The organism is Spiroplasma endosymbiont of Aspidapion aeneum (assembly GCF_964031045.1).
Lineage (GTDB): Bacteria > Bacillota_I > Bacilli_A > Mycoplasmatales > Mycoplasmataceae.
In genome coordinates this window covers 540782-559563 of the sequence record NZ_OZ034994.1, presented here as the reverse complement: position 1 = coordinate 559563, position 18782 = coordinate 540782, and the positions used below count along the sequence as shown (strand labels likewise).

Annotated in this window: 20 protein-coding genes; 2 read left to right on the top strand and 18 right to left on the bottom strand. The window is 24.2% G+C overall.

Annotated features, from left to right (window positions below; all coding sequences use genetic code 4):
• Nucleotides 1–137: 137 nt before the first annotated feature.
• From AAHM97_RS02585 to AAHM97_RS02510, 16 genes are all read right to left on the bottom strand, one after another.
• A complete protein-coding gene (locus AAHM97_RS02585) occupies nucleotides 138–653 on the bottom strand; it encodes a hypothetical protein (RefSeq protein ID WP_342269399.1) in 516 nt (171 codons plus the stop codon).
• A 511-nt stretch (nucleotides 654–1164) separates the two neighbouring features.
• Nucleotides 1165–2091, bottom strand: coding sequence for a hypothetical protein (locus AAHM97_RS02580; RefSeq protein WP_342269398.1), 927 nt, complete (start codon nucleotides 2089–2091; stop codon nucleotides 1165–1167).
• A gap of 904 nt (nucleotides 2092–2995) precedes the next feature.
• On the bottom strand, nucleotides 2996–3724 hold the full coding sequence (locus tag AAHM97_RS02575) for an ABC transporter ATP-binding protein (RefSeq protein WP_342269397.1): 729 nt from the start codon (nucleotides 3722–3724) through the stop codon (nucleotides 2996–2998).
• A gap of 19 nt (nucleotides 3725–3743) precedes the next feature.
• Nucleotides 3744–4295, bottom strand: a complete 552-nt coding sequence (locus AAHM97_RS02570; RefSeq protein ID WP_342269396.1) for a hypothetical protein — start codon at nucleotides 4293–4295, stop codon at nucleotides 3744–3746.
• A gap of 323 nt (nucleotides 4296–4618) precedes the next feature.
• Nucleotides 4619–5338: a hypothetical protein gene (locus AAHM97_RS02565; protein ID WP_342269395.1), complete on the bottom strand. Its 720-nt coding sequence runs from the start codon at nucleotides 5336–5338 to the stop codon at nucleotides 4619–4621.
• A 79-nt stretch (nucleotides 5339–5417) separates the two neighbouring features.
• Entirely contained in the window at nucleotides 5418–5747 is a 330-nt protein-coding gene (locus AAHM97_RS02560; protein ID WP_342269394.1) for a hypothetical protein, read from the bottom strand.
• Between the two features lie 171 nt (nucleotides 5748–5918).
• The gene (locus AAHM97_RS02555; RefSeq protein ID WP_342269393.1) at nucleotides 5919–6827 is read right to left on the bottom strand and encodes a hypothetical protein; all 909 of its coding nucleotides are present in this window, start codon (nucleotides 6825–6827) and stop codon (nucleotides 5919–5921) included.
• On the bottom strand, nucleotides 6820–7554 hold the full coding sequence (locus AAHM97_RS02550) for an ABC transporter ATP-binding protein (protein WP_342269392.1): 735 nt from the start codon (nucleotides 7552–7554) through the stop codon (nucleotides 6820–6822). Before AAHM97_RS02550 ends, AAHM97_RS02555 begins: the two co-directional genes overlap by 8 nt.
• Before the next feature lie 14 nt (nucleotides 7555–7568).
• Nucleotides 7569–8132 (bottom strand): hypothetical protein, encoded by a 564-nt coding sequence (locus tag AAHM97_RS02545; RefSeq protein ID WP_342269391.1) that lies wholly within the window; start codon nucleotides 8130–8132, stop codon nucleotides 7569–7571.
• 202 nt (nucleotides 8133–8334) lie between these two features.
• On the bottom strand, nucleotides 8335–9180 hold the full coding sequence (locus tag AAHM97_RS02540; protein ID WP_342269390.1) for a hypothetical protein: 846 nt from the start codon (nucleotides 9178–9180) through the stop codon (nucleotides 8335–8337).
• Between the two features lie 69 nt (nucleotides 9181–9249).
• Entirely contained in the window at nucleotides 9250–9789 is a 540-nt protein-coding gene (locus AAHM97_RS02535; protein ID WP_342269389.1) for a hypothetical protein, read from the bottom strand.
• 297 nt (nucleotides 9790–10086) lie between these two features.
• The gene (locus AAHM97_RS02530; protein ID WP_342269388.1) at nucleotides 10087–10491 is read right to left on the bottom strand and encodes a PQ-loop domain-containing transporter; all 405 of its coding nucleotides are present in this window, start codon (nucleotides 10489–10491) and stop codon (nucleotides 10087–10089) included.
• Complete coding sequence (locus AAHM97_RS02525) at nucleotides 10484–10906, bottom strand: PQ-loop repeat-containing protein (RefSeq protein ID WP_342269387.1); 423 nt, start codon at nucleotides 10904–10906, stop codon at nucleotides 10484–10486. The genes AAHM97_RS02530 and AAHM97_RS02525 overlap by 8 nt, the downstream gene beginning before the upstream one ends.
• A gap of 55 nt (nucleotides 10907–10961) precedes the next feature.
• Nucleotides 10962–12422 (bottom strand): AAA family ATPase, encoded by a 1461-nt coding sequence (locus AAHM97_RS02520; RefSeq protein WP_342269386.1) that lies wholly within the window; start codon nucleotides 12420–12422, stop codon nucleotides 10962–10964.
• 94 nt (nucleotides 12423–12516) lie between these two features.
• Nucleotides 12517–13884, bottom strand: a complete 1368-nt coding sequence (locus AAHM97_RS02515; protein WP_342269385.1) for a DEAD/DEAH box helicase — start codon at nucleotides 13882–13884, stop codon at nucleotides 12517–12519.
• A gap of 21 nt (nucleotides 13885–13905) precedes the next feature.
• Nucleotides 13906–14421 (bottom strand): tRNA (cytidine(34)-2'-O)-methyltransferase, encoded by a 516-nt coding sequence (locus AAHM97_RS02510; protein ID WP_342269384.1) that lies wholly within the window; start codon nucleotides 14419–14421, stop codon nucleotides 13906–13908.
• 184 nt (nucleotides 14422–14605) lie between these two features.
• On the opposite strand from AAHM97_RS02510, the gene AAHM97_RS02505 reads away from it, so the two are divergent.
• A complete protein-coding gene (locus AAHM97_RS02505) occupies nucleotides 14606–15253 on the top strand; it encodes a hypothetical protein (RefSeq protein WP_342269383.1) in 648 nt (215 codons plus the stop codon).
• A 3-nt stretch (nucleotides 15254–15256) separates the two neighbouring features.
• Nucleotides 15257–16036, top strand: coding sequence for a phosphotransferase (locus AAHM97_RS02500; RefSeq protein WP_342269382.1), 780 nt, complete (start codon nucleotides 15257–15259; stop codon nucleotides 16034–16036).
• A gap of 96 nt (nucleotides 16037–16132) precedes the next feature.
• Here the strand turns inward: AAHM97_RS02500 and AAHM97_RS02495 are convergent, their stop codons facing one another.
• Nucleotides 16133–17737 carry an amino acid permease gene (locus tag AAHM97_RS02495; RefSeq protein WP_342269381.1) on the bottom strand — a complete coding sequence of 535 codons (1605 nt, stop codon included), beginning with the start codon at nucleotides 17735–17737 and terminating at the stop codon, nucleotides 16133–16135.
• 18 nt (nucleotides 17738–17755) lie between these two features.
• Nucleotides 17756–18733, bottom strand: a complete 978-nt coding sequence (locus AAHM97_RS02490; protein WP_342269380.1) for a hypothetical protein — start codon at nucleotides 18731–18733, stop codon at nucleotides 17756–17758.
• Nucleotides 18734–18782: the final 49 nt, after the last annotated feature.

Here is an 18782-nt window from a genome sequence, read left to right as displayed (position 1 = left end):
TAAAAAATAGATTAAAATCTTCTTAGTTAGAAAAATATTTTTTATAACATATTAATGCGCGCATTAATTAAATCTGGCATAATATCTAAAACAGAATATTTTTCACCTATATTTGCACCAATGTTGATTATATTACTCTATTCTAAGTAATATTCATCTTCATGTAGTAATGCTAATATTTTATTTCTATAGTTATCCTCATTTCCGTTAAACTTTAATGGACTATTTTGTTTATTTACTAGATTAGCATCAAATAAATCATGCAAGTCTGATATTTGTTCATTTGTTAATGAATTATTAACAAAATCACTAAAAACCGACCCATTTACATTCCCATCTTCTTGATTAACTTTAGCAGCTATTATCATATTAATTAATGGGAAAAAACACAAGAATATTGTAAAAATCATTGGAAATATAATCGAACCTTTTTTATATAAAGCACACGACAATAAAGTACATAATGAACCAAAGAAAAGATCATATATTATTAAATAAAATAAACCCGTTCCATAATCATTAACATAAATATATGAATCTCAATAATTAGTTTTAGAGGTTGCAATTATAAAATATAAGCCTATTAGTATCAATAGGTAAAAAATTGTCATTGTTTTAATTGCTAAAAGTCTAGCAAAAAAAGAATTAATCAATTTGACCTTGCTCCTTTGTTCTAATATTAATAAACCATTAATTTTATGCTTTATAAAAAAAATATTTGAATAAATAATATTAATTATTGAAATAAACAATATGTTAATAATTAAAAATATGATAATCCAAACTTGCATATTTGAACCTAAAAACGCCATCAAAATTGATAAAAGAGAGATCAAAAAAGTAAGACTTCATGCTATTATATAACGAAGTCTTACAAATGCAGTTTTTAATGTATGTAAATATATTACTTTAAGCATATTTATATTTTCTATGAGAAATAAATTTGGCTAATTTTTAATCAACCTTTTCCTTTTGCTCAATAAGCATTTATAGCATGATATGGTCAATTTATAATAAATAAAATTTTTGAATAAAATTATTATAATAGATTTTGCAAACCAATAATATTATAGCACATTTAATAAGGTTTTGTTAAATCTGATTATTAGTTGGTTGTCTAATATTATATTATCTTAATTTTCACCACGGTTATATAAATTTTTTTTAAGCATATATATGTTTATTTTTGAAATTTTTCAATGCAAGAAATACACACCCACATGCAAGCGATAAATTTGTAAACACTACAAGAATAACAATTCAAGCACTAGTTATTACTTCTTTATAAGAATAGTATTCACCAGGTTCTGAATTATACGCAACATATTTTATATAAACTAATTGGTCTTCAATTGGTTTGTCAAAATTTAAAACAAATTGCGATAAACCAGAAAAAGATATATATTTAAAGACCCAAAATATGTCGTGAAATAAAGTAGAAACATGTACTAACAATTCTAAAACATATGTTATTACAAAATATATTACAAATAATGAATAAATTGCATCAAATAAATTTTTTCGATTAGCAAGAACAACTCCCATTAAAAAAAATAGTGATAAAAACAATATAATTGCTGCTAAAAAATTGAACTCTGACCAAAATACATATCAAAAATATATCTTCACATCATATGCTAGCAAAGCCATTATTGTTGAAAAAATAAAGATTGGTAAATATAACATTAGGACAACAAGTAACATGAATAAATATTTACTAAACAACACTTTATTTCTAGAATTTTCTGTGGTTAATCAATATGAAATACGGTTACTTTTTATTTCCCCAATTATAAATTTATTAATTAGGAAAATAAAAACTATAGAAAAGTAAATTAATGATGGCGTTGAAAACACAAAATACCTTAAAATATCGTACAATTCAGCATGAGTACCACCTAATCTGCCAGCATGGTAACGATAGGCTCCCAAACATATTCCAAAAGGGTAATCTAAATCAATTGTCCAGATTGGGAAAAGATATACTGGTATCAATACAATAATTCAAAAAACAAAAAAGAATATTAAATATCTTTTTGCCAATTTAATATGTTGTCAAATAATTTTTCTTGAAATAAAATAATTTTTCATGTTTTACCTTTCATTATATTAAATATAAAATTCTAAATTAATAAATTTTTTAACAGATAAAATTAATGATAGTATTAAACATAATATTTGAATAAATAACAATATTAAATAAATTATTACATTATTTTCCTCTAATTTAAATTGGTATAAGACTAAATCCCTAATATATATTTTACTATCTACATATTCCATACCAAAATGAAGACAATTATAATAAAAAGTTTCTATTGATAGATAACTTATAGCGATCATTGTTTTATTATTACTTTCTCTAGGTTTATAGATAGTATCAAATAGAAATAAGGAAAGAACTAAAAATAAAAATATAATTAGGATAGAATTGTATAAAAAAACTTTTTTATGTCATAGAACTCCCATTAAGATATATAAGTTAGTAAAAGAGAAAAGCATAAACATATAAGTAAAAAGACTTTTAAACAGATTTTGAATATAAATATCTTTATCGAGTGATTTTAAACCAAGAAAAGTCAATACAATTGTGATCGGTAATAATAATATTAATAAAAAACAATTAATAAAGACTATTTTTCAAATAATTATATTTTTTCTAGACTTAGTTGATGTCAATCAATAAAATATTGTCTTGTTATTTAACTCAAATACTAAATACTTATTAATTATAAAAATCATAATTAAAGATATAATAATAAAAGACGGTGCAGATAATAAACATATATTACACATTTTTGAAATTGTAAATATTTGTGGGGCACCTTCCATACTATAATTTGCAATCAGACATGGATTTGGTAAATATTCTAGATTTAACAATAAAAACAATCCAATCGTTACTGAAAATATTAAAATAACTAATGTAAATGATATCAAATACCACTTAGACATTTGAAGATGTTGGGAAAATATTTTATATGATTTAAAAAAATTATTCATCTTTCTCTTTTGGAAGCTCTATTTCAACAAGCTCTGGATATGTTTTATTAAATAAATCATTAAGTTTGTTTTCCGAAATACCTTTTATATTAACATTTGAAACAACTTCCCCTTTTTTTAGAAGGATGACATTATCACATAGTTCTCTAATTTCTGGTAATGTGTGAGAACTAATTAATACAGTTGTCATATATTTTTTACTAAATTCTCTCAACATATTTACAAATTTTTTTTGCATAAATGGGTCAAGTCCAGATGTTGGTTCATCTAAAATTAAAATTTTAGGTTTAACACAAAGAGCTGCGATAATTGCAACCTTCTGCTTGTTACCTTTTGATAAATTCTTTATATTTTTATTAAGATCTAATTCAAAATAATCAATCAAATAGTTTAGAAAATCAAAATCTGTAAAATTTCTTAAAGACAAATAATTTTTCAGATATATATTGGGCCTTAAATTATCAAAAAATACAGTTTCTCCCAATATATATCCAACATTACTAAATATCTTATGTTGATTATTTCAAGGATTAATTTGGTCAATAACAATATCTCCTTCATCCGATTTAATAAACCCAGTTATCTGTCTAAACAATGTTGTTTTCCCAGACCCATTTGGTCCTAATATACCAGTTATTTGTCCTTTTGCAACACTAAAAGAAATGTCTTTATTTGCATAGTGTTCATTAAAAATTTTAGAAACCTTGTTTATTTTTATCATATTAATCCCTATCTATAACTTATGATGCGTATGTTAAGAAATATCTAAAATCTATATTTATTTCAGCAGAACCATATCCTCTATCGCTAAAAGAATAAAGTCCTGTTTCTCGATTATAGTTATCTTTATATTTTCATCCCCATTCATATGAAGGACAAGCGTGACTCCACGATCATGAATATTCTTCGTGGCCACTTAATTTTAAGTACTCATATTTTGATGCATCTATAACTCTATTTTGTGCATAAATTTCAGCAGGGTCCATTATTTTTTCAAAATTATCAAAATTTGTATATGAACTACTACCACTTTTTATTTGAATAGAACCGGTTGTAATATTTTGTTTATTCTCTTCAATTAATTTATTTATTTCTCCATAAATAGAATCTATAAGAGAAGAATCGTCAAAATCCCTGCTTGATGACCCAGATTTATAAACATAATTACTTTTAATTGTGTACTCATCTGTTGTTTGAGTTAGAGGGGTATTTTTTTCTTTAAAAGACATAACTTGTAAAGGTGTTATTGAAAATATTGATGTTATTCCTAGTAATGATATTATTTTTTTCATAATTTCTCCTTTTTTAATAAAAATTTATTAATCTTTTTATAATATAGCCGATAGGAAGAAAAGTAATTTATAGTTGATAACCAATTAACTATATTACAATATTATTATACCACTATATTTTGTTTGTGTAAAAAAGGGGGGAAAAGGGGGAAAAAATAATCTTTTAATTTCTATAAAGTGATATTGATAAATTTAATTTATTTTTCAATAAATTAGCAAAAAACTACTAAATAATTAAAAATAAAATAAAATAATGCTTTACTTATTTAGTATTATATTTAGGATTTTATATTATATTTTAACTATTCTTAGTATGGTTTTAGCTAATTGTCAAGGAATTTGATGTTATTAATATTACTTAAATAGTTGTAAAAAATACCAAATGCGGCTGGGACAATTATTTGCAGAATCATTATTGGTAGTCATTTATAAATAGGATTATCTCACATATTTGTTTGAGCATATGGGTTAGAATTAAATATGTAGTCATTTTCTCTTCCATAATTGTGAATCATAAGAGATCTTGTTACATAAAATATAATATATATACCTGGAATAATTGCTAAATATCAAGACTTATATTTAATATAATCTATTGTACTATATTTTTTATCATTTTTTCATATGAAAAAATAATAAAAAATAAATAATAATGGTGTTATTCCATGTTCAACAATTGACTTTATTATTTTATATGGGGTACTAAAACCTTGAATTGATTTAGGTGAGAAAACAAGCCCCAATCAATAAACAAGAAATATAACTGAATTAAAACTTATAATTGTTGTCATCATTACATTAAAATTTGAAATTTTTTCATATTCACCTTTACAATATCAAATTATTAAATATATACCCACAACAGATGTTGTTATTGAGACTCAAACAGAAAAATATACTATTTGATTAATAAGTGAAAAATCAAAATAATACGTACTATCAGTTTTTGGCGGGTTTGTAACAGAAAATATTAAATCAGAAATAACAGATAATAATGGTATAACTGCAAAATATATGAAAAATGGTAAATGTTTTTTATTCATATTACTAATATACACAATATATATATTTTAGTCAAGTAATTTTTGTTATTTATAAATAATATATAAAATTTTAAAAAAATTAATTAGCTTTAATTGCGTTATTAATATCAAAATGGTCCATCTGGTCTAATATATAAAACCCATCTTTTGGTGTTACAGTCACAATAACGGATGTTATTATTTGATTATTAACCTCAGCGGTCATTTTTTCAACCCCAGTAACAACGATTGTTTTCAATATTGCATTAACTTCTTCAATATTGTTCTTTTTATTTATCTTCTTCATTTCATCTAAACTAGATATATTAGCAACATTAATCGCAATATAATGTTGCCCACAAGATGTAACAGTAGTACATATTGTTGAACCAATAGTTAAAGAGGCAAATAACTTTAATATATTTTTCATTTTAATATTCCTTTTTATAATTTATTAATATTATACTTATTATATATAAATTTTAAAATTATTTTAAAAAAATGGTTGATTATTAACCAAAAATGTTAAAATATTTTTTCTTTTCAACCAATGTTTAAATTAAAAATTAATAATTTGGTGAATAATAATAGAAATTTATAATTATAGTGAGAGTATTTTATTTTTAAAATATAAGAGTGTAATAATTATAGAACCAAAGATAACAGAATATATTAAATTCAGATATTTTTCAATATCTGATGTGGCGTAACTTGTCATTGATGTTGTAATTAATGGTAAATATTTTAAAATATTTAAAAAAGAAACAGGACATTTAGTGTGTCAAATTATTAATATGTTCCCAGAATATTTGTTTTGAGCATAATAGTTGAGGTATAAAATGAGATAATCTGCACGTATAATTGCCATTAATAATATATAAATGAAAGCGAAAATAGTAAACAATATCATATATAATGTTTGTGATCTGTTTCAAATATAATATCCAATTAGTATAAAAAATAATGAAAAAATAAATATATTTAAATAAATATTAAATATTTCCCAGCAAGCGATAAACTTAGATTCATAGATTGGTAAATTAATAATTGCAACAAGAAACAAGACTATGGTTGCATTTATAAGTAGATAAAACACTAATGCAAAAATTAAAATAAAAAAAACCTCACCTCTAGTTAAACCACTGTATAAGGCAAATCTGTAACGTTTATTCTTTAATTGATGAAAAAAAAGAAAATATGAAAATAGGATTGTTGAAATAAAAACAAAAAAATAAAAGATTCCAAAGAAAAGAACAGCAAACATTTGTTGCATTCCATAAAATTGGGATAATCAATTAGTTATCACATTCCCTTTTGCGGGTGGATTTCATTTTATATTATCATCAATAAATGACTTTGAAAGATAGCAAAAACTAAATACAATCACCAGTAAGATTGGCATTATAATTGAACATATAAATCATCATTTATTTAAAAATACAATTGAAGAAAATAAGCCATAATATTTTTTAAAATTTTTTTCATATAAAATCTCAACATTATTATTCATTAGCATCTCCATTCAAAACATCTTTAATATTTTGATTCTTGGCATAAAAATCATAATATATTTCAGTTTGCTTATTTATAATATTATCTCAATTAGAAACATCTTCATTTATAAAGATTTCATTATTTTTAATAATTATAACCTTATTGCAAAGGTGGGCAACCTCTTCTAAAATATGCGATGCATAAATAATAATTTTATCATTTGCAATTTCTTTTAAGTACTCTGCTAATAGTTTAGCAGCCACAGGGTCTAGACCAATTGTTGGTTCATCTAATAAATAAATATCTCGATCATATCCTAGAGTTATACATATTTTTAATTTTTGATACATTCCCGTTGAAAGATCTTTTATTTTCTTTTTAGAATCTAATTTAAAGTTTAATAATTTTGCCAATGTATTAATTCTACTCTTTTTTTCACTATTCATATATTTATAAATTTTTATAAATTTTCTAACAGATAAAGATTTTGGAATATCATCTTCACTTGACACATAGCCTATTTTATTGAGTCTAAAATGTCTCTCGCTTGTTGAAATATCGTTAACATCAACACTTCCCGAATTGGGAATAATAAGACCAGTTAACAACCGTAAAAAAGTTGTTTTTCCAGCTCCATTAACACCAAGCAACCCAATGATACCTTTATCAATTTTAATGTTAATATCATTTAACCCAGATTCTTCATCAAACATTTTGTTTACATCTTCAAAACTAATTTGCATATTTATCCCCTTTTTTATTTATATTCACTATAATCTAATTTAAAATCAATATCAGCAATTTGCGATTTTTGGTTTTTTTCTTCATCATATGTTTTTATACTTATTTTAGATTCTGTTAATTTGCTATCAATATTAATGAAAGCTACATTTAATGTAAATCAGTAAATAGTATATGAGTATGGATGAATATCTAAATCATCATAATTTAAATAGTTTTGAAAGCCTGAATGAGATTTACTAGGTTGTAGTTCAAATTTCTTTCCATCTTTATATGAAGGAGGAATTGTATTCGGATGTTCTAAATCATAAGTATAAACAGGGTCATTATCAACATCAATTTCTATTTTATTAAAATTTGTTGGTGAAATTTCACCAGGAAATGAAGTGGGAAAATGATATGTATATGGAGAAATGGTCAAACTTTTATTATTATCAACCATAGAGTTCTTAATATAAAAGGTACTATTTTCTTTACATGGATTTATTATATATAAAGAATTAATTCCACAAGAAGTTGTTAAATTACTTGCAAATGGTGCAAATGATAATAAAGATGTTATCAATAATCTCTTTTTCACAATTATACCCCTCGCATTGATTATATAACATCCTAAGATTAAAAATTAATAAATTAAATTAATTTGTCTTGATTGTCTTTTAATCTAGATATTTTTATTAAAAATAATTTTTTAATTTATTTTTAGACTACTTATAAAATAACTCTTTTATTTAAAACTAAAAGTGTATATATAAGCACTGGTGTAAATATTGTAAAATAAACTAGATTAATATATTTATAAATATTATTTGTAGCCAGACTTGTCATTGACGAGAAAACAAATGGAATATATTTAATAACACTCAATGCCGATTCTGAAGGATTTGTTTTATAAAAACTACAACATCTTTCCCATATCATTTTCAACAATAATATTTTATATATAGGATCAAATAATCTATTCTACTAATAGTTGCAACTATTATTAATAAAATTGAAAAAATAGCAATTATAGCTAAATACAATGTATTTGGTTTATTTCACAATAAATACCCCCCAATAATTATTAATAGAATAAATAAAAATACATTTATATAAATATTAAATATTTCCCAACAAGCTGTTAGCCTATTCTCATATATTGGAAAACCAATTGCACTAACAATTCCAAGAACAACAATTGCATTTATAATTAGTAAAAATGATAAAGAAAACAAAAGCACATAAAGAACACAATTACGACTTAAGCCGCTATAAAATGCATATCGATAATATTTTGATTTTAACTGCTTAAAGAATAGAATATACCCAAAAATAAATGATGGAATAAAAATAACAATATAAAAAATACCAAAAAAAACAGTAGCATAAATTTCATAAACTGAATAAATTTGTTCGATTCATTTATCGATGTTTATATTTTCTGGATGATTAAAACTTGCCTGATAAGGCATAAATAATTTATTGATAAAATTAAAATTAAAAACCAAAACTAAAGAAACCGGTAGTAGTAGAGATAAAATATATCATTTTTTATTTAGAGAAATAACGGTAATGAAAAAAGCTAATGATTTTTTAAATCTATTTTTGAATCTTAAAAAATTTTTATCATTATTTATTTGAGCCAAAATTTTCTCCCTTAACAACTATGGTTAATAAAATAATTATTTATATTCAATTATTATTTTTTTAAAATATTAACTATTAAATTTAGAATAATTTAATTTAAAACCTTTCTCAAAAGTTTTATTATTATTGTCTGTAATTTGAATACTAATATTTGACTGATTTGTAAGCTTTGATACATTATCAAATAATATATTTAATGAAAATCAATAACATATATACGATGTCTTGTCAATATCTTTATTTACTTTATTTATAAAATCTTTGTCAGAATCATTAACAATCTTTATTGGGATAGGATTTTTGCTTACTAGTAAAATACTTGGTGGCTTAATCTTTCTTTCTCAAACAAATATGGGTTTTGTACCATCGTTTAAATATACATAAGCTCTTTCATAAGTAGTATAAGATTGTTCATTTCAACCACTTTGATCAACTCAATATTGGGATATTGTCATTTGATTATTAACTAACTCTGATTTTTTTACATAATAAACGCTATAATCATCACAAGGATTCTTAATATATACACCATTTACGCCACAAGATGTAACCAAAGCACTAATAAATGGTAAAAATGAGAAAAGTATAAAAATAGATATTTTTTTCATCTAAACCCCTTTTAAATTATTTTTATAAATAAATTTTTAATAAATTATTGTAATATAAGGACAAGGTTATGATATAAATTCCAGTGAGTCAATAATTATTTGACCATTTGCTCTTGCATAGAATGCATTATACCATTCTATGAATATAAATTTTTTATCTATAATTTATAAATGCTAAAAATTTTATTTATATTCTATAATTAGTTTATCATATATTAAATAATTATTTCAAAAATACAAGATAAAAAAAACAGGTAATATTAAATAAAAAAACAAATCTTTAATTTAAACTGCATTCTATTCTTCGTATGTTAAAGACTCTTGTTCGACTAAATTTTGAAAAGTAATATCTTCTTTTGTTTCTAATTTAAGAAGTAAAGAAATACACTCTTGTTCTCAGTGATGACGCTCATTAAATATCTTTCTTTTTGTATATATCCTTATAAAAACTATTGTCACAATTGAAAAAAAAGCAATAATAATATTTGTTAACATTAAAGGAAGGTCGCCAATAAAAACTCCACAAATAAAAAATATTATTCCATAAGTCACAGCCATTAATGATGAATGTATGGAAAGATCATTACATTCTTTATAAAAAATAAGTTTAACAATTTGTGGTAGTTGTTTTGTTATTGATAAAAAAGAAGCTGAAAAACCAATAATATTTAAAAAGATAAAGGCAACTGAATTATTATCCATGTTCAACCTCAACTCCTAGTTCTTGTTCTAATTCATGAATTTTGTCTAGTAATTCCTTGTTGGTCATTTTTTTAACTATTGATTTAACTCTGTAAAGATCCTTATTTTTCTTAAGCCAATTTATTTGATAAATTAAAATCATTGTATCAATAATACATATTCCCCAATCAGAAATTGAAGAAATAATTAAAATGATTTTTTCAAAGCGATCATTCTCAAAGTATAGCGCTTTTCATGTTAAATATACTACCCAACATATTCCACAAATTAATGCTAAAATATTTGCAAATAAGCTCAAATCTGATGCAGATTTATTTTTAACTATTTTAATAAATTGTGGTAAGAGAAATAATGAACAACAAAAAGAGCCAATAATGGTTAAAGTTAAAATTAAAACATTATATGGATGATTCATTTATACCTCTAAATATAAAATATAATTTTATTTATAAAAATAATTAATAATATAATTATTCATCGTTATCAAAAGCTTCGGCTATAGTATCTTCATAGATAGTTTGAAAGAAAATACATGATTTTTGGGTATATTCTTTATACATTTTATACATCTTAGTAGAAACCTCTTTTACACCTTTTTCAAGATCTGTAACCTTATCTTTTAAGGCGTTCATTTCTTGGTTATATTGTTCTGGGTTATCATTTTCAATAAGATATTTTTTGTTAGTTTCTACAAACAAAATTTGATCTGATTTATATGCGCGTACCTTGATAGTTTGTTTACCAGTAAGTTTATTAACATTTGGGCCAAATAATAGGTCAACTTCGATTTCTTCATTTGGTAATGAAACAAGTCGATTTCACTGTGATGCTTCAATTAAACAAAAACGACTATTCTCTGGACCATCATTCATAAAAATATGATAATATATCCCTGGGGGAATTTTACCTTTAAATGGATTTGTATATACTGTTAATCTTAAAAATTGTGCCTCAATTTGACCAATCTCAGCATTAACATCATCTAATTGATTTAAAAGATTGTTTTTCTCATGACGTCATTCTAGACCAAATTGTTCTAAAAATGCATCAATAAAATATTTATTATATTTTTCGGCTTGCTCTTCATTATCTCATATACAATGAGGGATTACAAATAAATCTGGCAAATCAACAACATTACGGTCATTAAAAAAAGCAGATGTCTTCATCAAACCAGCTATTTTCTTTCAACGGCGGTCAGAAATATATGCTTCGCCGTTTGTTTCTCTTTCTAATTTTTGCCTAAAAAATTGAATAAAATCAAAACATGTTCTTGATATAGATATTTTCTTAGCTTTCTTTTTTCAAGCTTCTAATTCTTCAATTGTAATTTGTAACTCTGGGTCTACATCTACATTAAGATCTGATTCTCCATCCAACAGTTGTTCAAAATTATCCTGGTTTTTTAAACCTTGACCAATATATCTAATAATAAAACGGTCATACAAAGCCTCTAAACCTTCACCTTCAGCTGGAAGCTCGTTAGATGCAGAAATTAACAATTTCAAGGGAACATGAATATCCTTTCCCCCATTTCTGTATAATTTTTCATTAATAATTGTTAGTAGTGTATTCTGAATACTTGGACCAGCTTTTCAAATTTCATCTAAAAACCCAACATGCGCACTTGGTAAATATCCACTAACATTTCTTACATATCTTCCTTCTCGTAGTTCTCGAAGATCAATTGGTCCATAAATTTCTTCTGGGGTAGAAAATCTTGACATTAAATATTCAAAATTAATACCACCACGGATTGCAAATTTTAAACGACGAGAAACAAGAGATTTGGCTATACCAGGTCTACCAAGTAAAAAAATAGATTCTTCTGCTAACATTGCCAACATCGCTAAGAAGAATATTTCATCCTTTTCATAAACTTGATAGGAAATTGCCTTTGTTAAGTCTTTAATTCTTTGTGATAAACTCATCTATATGTCCTTTATTTTATTATATAAATTAATGTAATTACTATTCATATTTAATTATACACATATTTAAAGATTAATTATATCATTTTTTGGTTTATTTTTCAAAAATATCTTCACGACGCTTTTTATAGCGATCTTTTTTAATTTTATCAATAGACTCTTTAATATGTTGACGTCTTTTTTTAAGCTTGTATTCTTCAATTTCTTTATTAATCTTTGTTTTGTAACCTGGTTTGACCTTTTGTTTTTTATATTTATTTTGAATTCTAGAAATCTCATTGTCCTTTGGTTTAAAAACTTTATTTTTAGAATGTCTTATTTTTTTAGTATCAACTGGAACTAATTGAGAATCAACAAAACGATAATTGGTAAAAGTAATGCCTTGTTTTTTTAACTCCTCTACTTGTGCTTGGTTTTTTGAATTTTGAAGAACGTAACTTATTCCTGTATTGTTTGCTCTGCCCGTTCTTCCACATCTGTGGATATAATATGATAAATCATTGGGAAGGTCAATTGAGATGACATGGCTAACTGCTTCAATATCAACCCCCCTACTTGCTAAATCTGTACAAATTACATATTTAAATTCTAAATTTTTTATTTTTTTAAATATTACTAATCGCTTATTAGCTTCAATATCTCCAGAAATAATCGCTGCACGGAGACCAATTTCTTGGAGCCAATTGTTAACAGTGTTAATATTTTTTTTATGATTTACAAATATTAAACAAATATATGGGTTTAAAGTTTTTAATAGTGCTTGAATTACTTCTTTATTTTCACGATTTTTAGTTCAAATTAAAATATTTTCTATATTGGTATTATTTATTGATTTTTCTTTTACTTCAAGATAAAGACAATTGGTAAAATATTTTTCTAAAAAAATTCGACACTCCTCTGAAATAGTGGCAGAAAATACTAATTTTTTAGCATCATCTTTTATTTTTGAAACAATTAAATCAATATCATCAATAAATCCAAGCTCAAAAATCATATCACACTCATCAATAACAAGATAATCGCTCGTTGTTATCTTTAAAGTATTTTCATTGTACAAAGTAGACATTCTTGAGGGTGTACAAATACAAATCATTGGTTGTTCGATTAAAAGTTTTCTTCTTTGGTCTTCGATTGAATCACCACCTGTGAATAGTTTTGCATTTATTCTTGGTTCATATTTAGTAAATTTTTTACAAACCTGATAAATCTGATATGCAAGTTCTCTAGTAGGTGCAATAATTGTTGCCTGGATTTGGTTTTTTTTATCATAATCTATATTATTTAAAATTGGTAAAAGAAAAGCAAACGTCTTTCCAGTGCCTGTATTTGATTTTCCAATAATACTGTGATTTTTTTTAAATAAAGGAATTACTTTTTCTTGTATTGGGGTTGGAGTTGTAATATTTTCAGATTGTAAACAATCATTAATAAACTTTTTAAATCCAAAATCATTAAATTTCATAATGTTACTTCCAATCTCTTTTTATTTTTTTAAATAGTCTTTACCTTTTTGAGTTTCAAATTTACACAAATCTAAATAGTCATATTGTCTTAAACCCTCATAAACAACAATAGCTACACAGTTAGAAATATTTAAACTTCTTCCCTCTGTTACCATTGGAATTCTAAAACAATTATCAATATTATCAATTAAAATGTCTTTCGGAATACCGGTTGATTCTCTACCAAAGATAAAGAATATATCTTCTTTGACTTCTTTTAAATCAAAATCAGATATTGGCTTATTACCATATCTGGTTAAATAAAAAAACTTTCCATTTTCATTCTTTTGACAAAATGATTGCCAATCATCGTAAAGTTCATATTCACAATGTTTGTGTGTGTTTGCACTACTTCTAGCTAAAAAGCGGTGATCAAAAATAAAACCCGTTGGTTCAATAATATGTAACTTACTATTTGTTAAAAAACATGTTCTCATTGTTGAACCAACATTTTCAGCAATTTCTGGTTCATATAAAACTATATTTATTTTACTCATTACTACTATTATAATTTATATTATAGAAAATTAATTAAAAAATAGATTAAATTTGCATATTTTAAAAATACTTAATATTGTCGTTAATAAAAATACATTCTAATAAAATATCTAAAAAATCATTTTTTATTAATTTTAATCTAAAAACAATAAAAAATGATTTTTTTTGTGTAGAATAAAAAGTATGGATACTAAGAATTTCTCAGATAAGTACATAAAAATAAACAGCTCTATGATTAATTTATTTTTTACTAATGTAATGGATAAAGATAATTATGATTTTGAATCAGTTTTTCATTCAGATAAAACAATTATATCAAAACTAGAACTTTCACTGATTAGTTTAATCGAAGGGTTTGAAAATTTATTCGAAAATTCAATGTTAGCAAATGCATCATTAACTATCGATTTTACTGAGGTTTATGAATTTGGATTTATAGAAGATTCATTACCATTTAAGAATCATTCTGAACAACTGTTAAAAAATGTTACAACTTTTTACAATGTTTGATTATCTGAGAAAAATATTGCGAGTATAACAAATTTAACCCCAACATCATATGTTAATAATTGTATAGAGTCTAAATGTACTGAATATGTCTTTCTATTATTCTTAATCTTATTTCAATCTTGTTTAATGCAAATTGGTTGTTATTTTACATTTAAAATTGAAAATAAAATTAAAAAATTATATACTGAAATTATAAAATTTAAGTCATTAGTTACTAAAGGAAAAAAAAGCTTTGAATTAGATTTAGAAGAATTTAGAAATAAGCAAATAAAACTTTTCTCAAAATCAATTACAATTGTTAATAGTAACTTCAATTGGTAGTTTATGCATTATACAAATAATATTTTTAAATTAGATAAATCAATAATTAAAGTAAGTAACCCAGTTCACGACCAATATCTTGATCGAAAAAATGAGAATATAATTTTGAAATATTTACAAAAAAATGATTTTTCATTTTTAGCAAAAACTGAGAATGTATATTTTACATCAAATATTTTAGTCTCAAGATTTAAAAGAATAGAAGATTTTTCACATTTTAATCATAATAATACTTCATTTTACCAGTCGCTGATAAGAATAATTCAAGCATTCCATAAAATAAATATAAAAGATGTTAAAACATTTAATTATCATGATTTTTTTTACAATCTATACAATAAAATTTTAGATAAAAATATACCAATAAATCTTGTCTATCTTGATAAAATTATAAAAAAACTATCCAAAGTAAAAAATAAAGTTTTTTCTCATAATGATTTAGTTCCAAACAACATCCTTGTCTCCAATAAAGATAAAAAAATATATATTATAGATTATGATTATGCCATGAATAATAATTATCTTTTTGATTATGCAAGTTTTTTATGTGAATCTATAGAAAATCAAATAGATGTAAACAATTATATTAGCTCATTAAAAAAGCTAAATATTATAAATTCTAAAAATATGGATAACTTTATTGATGAAATATATTACCAAGATAGACTTTGAATTGTTTGAGCTAAATTCTGTTATGAACTTACAAATGATAATATTTTTTTAGATATTTACACCAATAAAGTTAAAAAAATGACAAGTAGAAATATAAATGTAAATGATTAGAATTTTTTTCTTTTATTATTTAAGAAAATTAGCATAAAAAAAATAACATTTATATTTTATCAATATAATTAGTTATTTTTTTAGTTAATAATTATTTTAGGTATTGGCAAATATTTTTCTAAACATGTTTTTCCGTAGACGTCATTCATTATAAAAAAATCCTGTTAATCAAATTGTTATTTGTAAAAACGTAAACGCTGCAACTATCCCTTTTGAAAGACTCGACATATCATCAATACTGGTTGATATTTGGATAATAAACCGGATGTTGGAAAAATTATCATATAGCAAATAAAAACATGCAGATCACAATACTGGAACCAAAATAATTCCAAAAATACCAATACCAATAATTTTATTGACATCTCTTTTTTTTGTAAACCGATTTATTACCAGCGCAAATATTAGGTTTGTATAAAAAAGAAATGAGAAAGTTGCAACTACAATTGAAAACTGAAGCGGAATTTGTGAAACAGCATCACCTGTTAAAAAACTCTTCGTAACAACATTTTGATCATATGAAATAAACTTTTTAAAAAATGGATATGAGCAAAAGAAAATAAAGACTAGAAAGATCATATAAAAGAACAATTGTCTTCACGCTGCTTTCTCATAGCTATATTGTCAACCAGACTTTGTTGCAAGGATTTGTCCCCCTTCAACATTAGGGTCTGTTGCTGTGTAATAGTTATTTGACCCAAAACTACCAAAACCAATAATTGAACCAAGAACACAAAAACTAATCAACATCCCAATTGTATATGTTGCCCATTGGGGAAATACCCTACCATATAATGTAATTAAGTTTGCATCAGTTGTCACTCCCAAAAGCATAGAAGCTACACAAATATTGATAATTATCATTAAAATAACAGCCAATATCGATGATTTTGTCACTATTTTTGAATACTCTTTATCATTTGAAACACTAACCCCATGTAAGAATCCATCATAAGATAACATAACAATTGGTAACGCTAGGACCATATATTTTAAAGACCAAATATCTGTTCCAATACCACTTGTAGAAAAAATCATTGTAAACACGTTGTTGTTATTATATTCCTCATTGTGATATGTTCCATCATATGTGTTTGATGTGAAAAATGCAATTCCACAAACAACAAAAATTGAAACTATGGGAATTATTTTAAATGAATTTAAAATAATAATTACAAACTCCTTATATTTTGAACTATAGGCATTAAAGATAATTAAAGTAATTATAGAAATTGCTGCTAATATAAAAATTAAAGCCGCTTTTCAATCATCTGGCATTCAATTATCCCTTAACATAATCGCATCAATAACATTGAAGAATAATCCCCAACTCATTAATGCTAGGGTTGAAATAATTGCTGGCATATAAATAAATGAATAAAATATCGCCGAAATCGAACCCATTCTTCTTCCATAAAAATTACGCAATCAATGTGGAATTGTATTAAATTTATTTTCAGTTGATGACATTAATTCAATACACACCAATAATAATGATAGACATGTAATTCCAATAAAAGCATAGGCAATAATCAAAACAAGAGGATTTCTACAAGCTAATAATGCTTCTCGATTCTCAGTGAAGATGGCAATACCAACAGAATTTCCAAAAACAACAGAAAAAATTGTTAAAAAATAAAACTTATTAGTTCTACTTTTATTAGCTTCTTGCTTTTTGGTGATTAGGAGAATATCTTTCACAACAAATTCCTTCTATTTTTATGTTATGTTTAATATAAGTTTTGTATAATTTCTTAATGTATAATTGTCAATATTTGATATTTTATTTTCAAATAAACGTGTTTTTTTAATAGCATCTTGATTAGATTCTGCTGCTATAAAATATTTTCCGGCAGCTAATGGTGGATGGGTGATAAAATTGTGATTATCATCCTTTTTACTAACAATATTTTGCAATTGATCCTCTTCAGTACTCCAATAATAAGTAAATAATTGACTAACTATTGGTTCTTGATATTCCTTAACTTGTAACAATGAATTTGTTAATTGTCCCAATAATCTAATACTTTGATTTGTTTGTTTTATTGCGAGACTACTTTTAATTATCTCAGCCATCATTAGTTGAAATAGTTTAGAAACCTCTCGTTTGACAACATTTGGGTCAGATATGTCTTTTGGTAAACTATAATTGATATCGCTTTCAGAAGCGATCTCTGATAGGTCTACATTTATTGACCCTGTTTGATTTATTGCATTAACATTTAATACAAATGTATAATAGTTTAAATTCTGATCCATAACTTCAATATATTCTCCATCAATTGTATTCTGAGTTATGGGAATCAATAAATATTGGTAGGAGTTTGTTGAAAAATCGTTTGCATTTGGCATCAAAAAATCTCATTTACTATAATCAATAATATCATTAGCTACAAAAGCTAAAGAATTCATATCTTTATGTGACCAAAAAACCTTCATTCTTTCGGTAAGTTTAACAACAACAATTTCTTCTTGGGTTCCATTTGTTACTAAAGAAGTACAATCTGTTTCTGTTGAATCAGATTTGACAATGACATTTTTGTCTCTTTTAATATCTTCACCCGAATATGTAACAACATCAATTCCAGTTATAAAACCATAGTTCTCACCTAGATTGCCGTTATTACAAGCAACTGTTTGATTTGCAAATGAAAGTAAGATAGATATAGATGATAATATCGATAAGAATTTTTTCACTTTTTACACCATTTAATATATTATATCATATTTTTAATAAAATTACTCT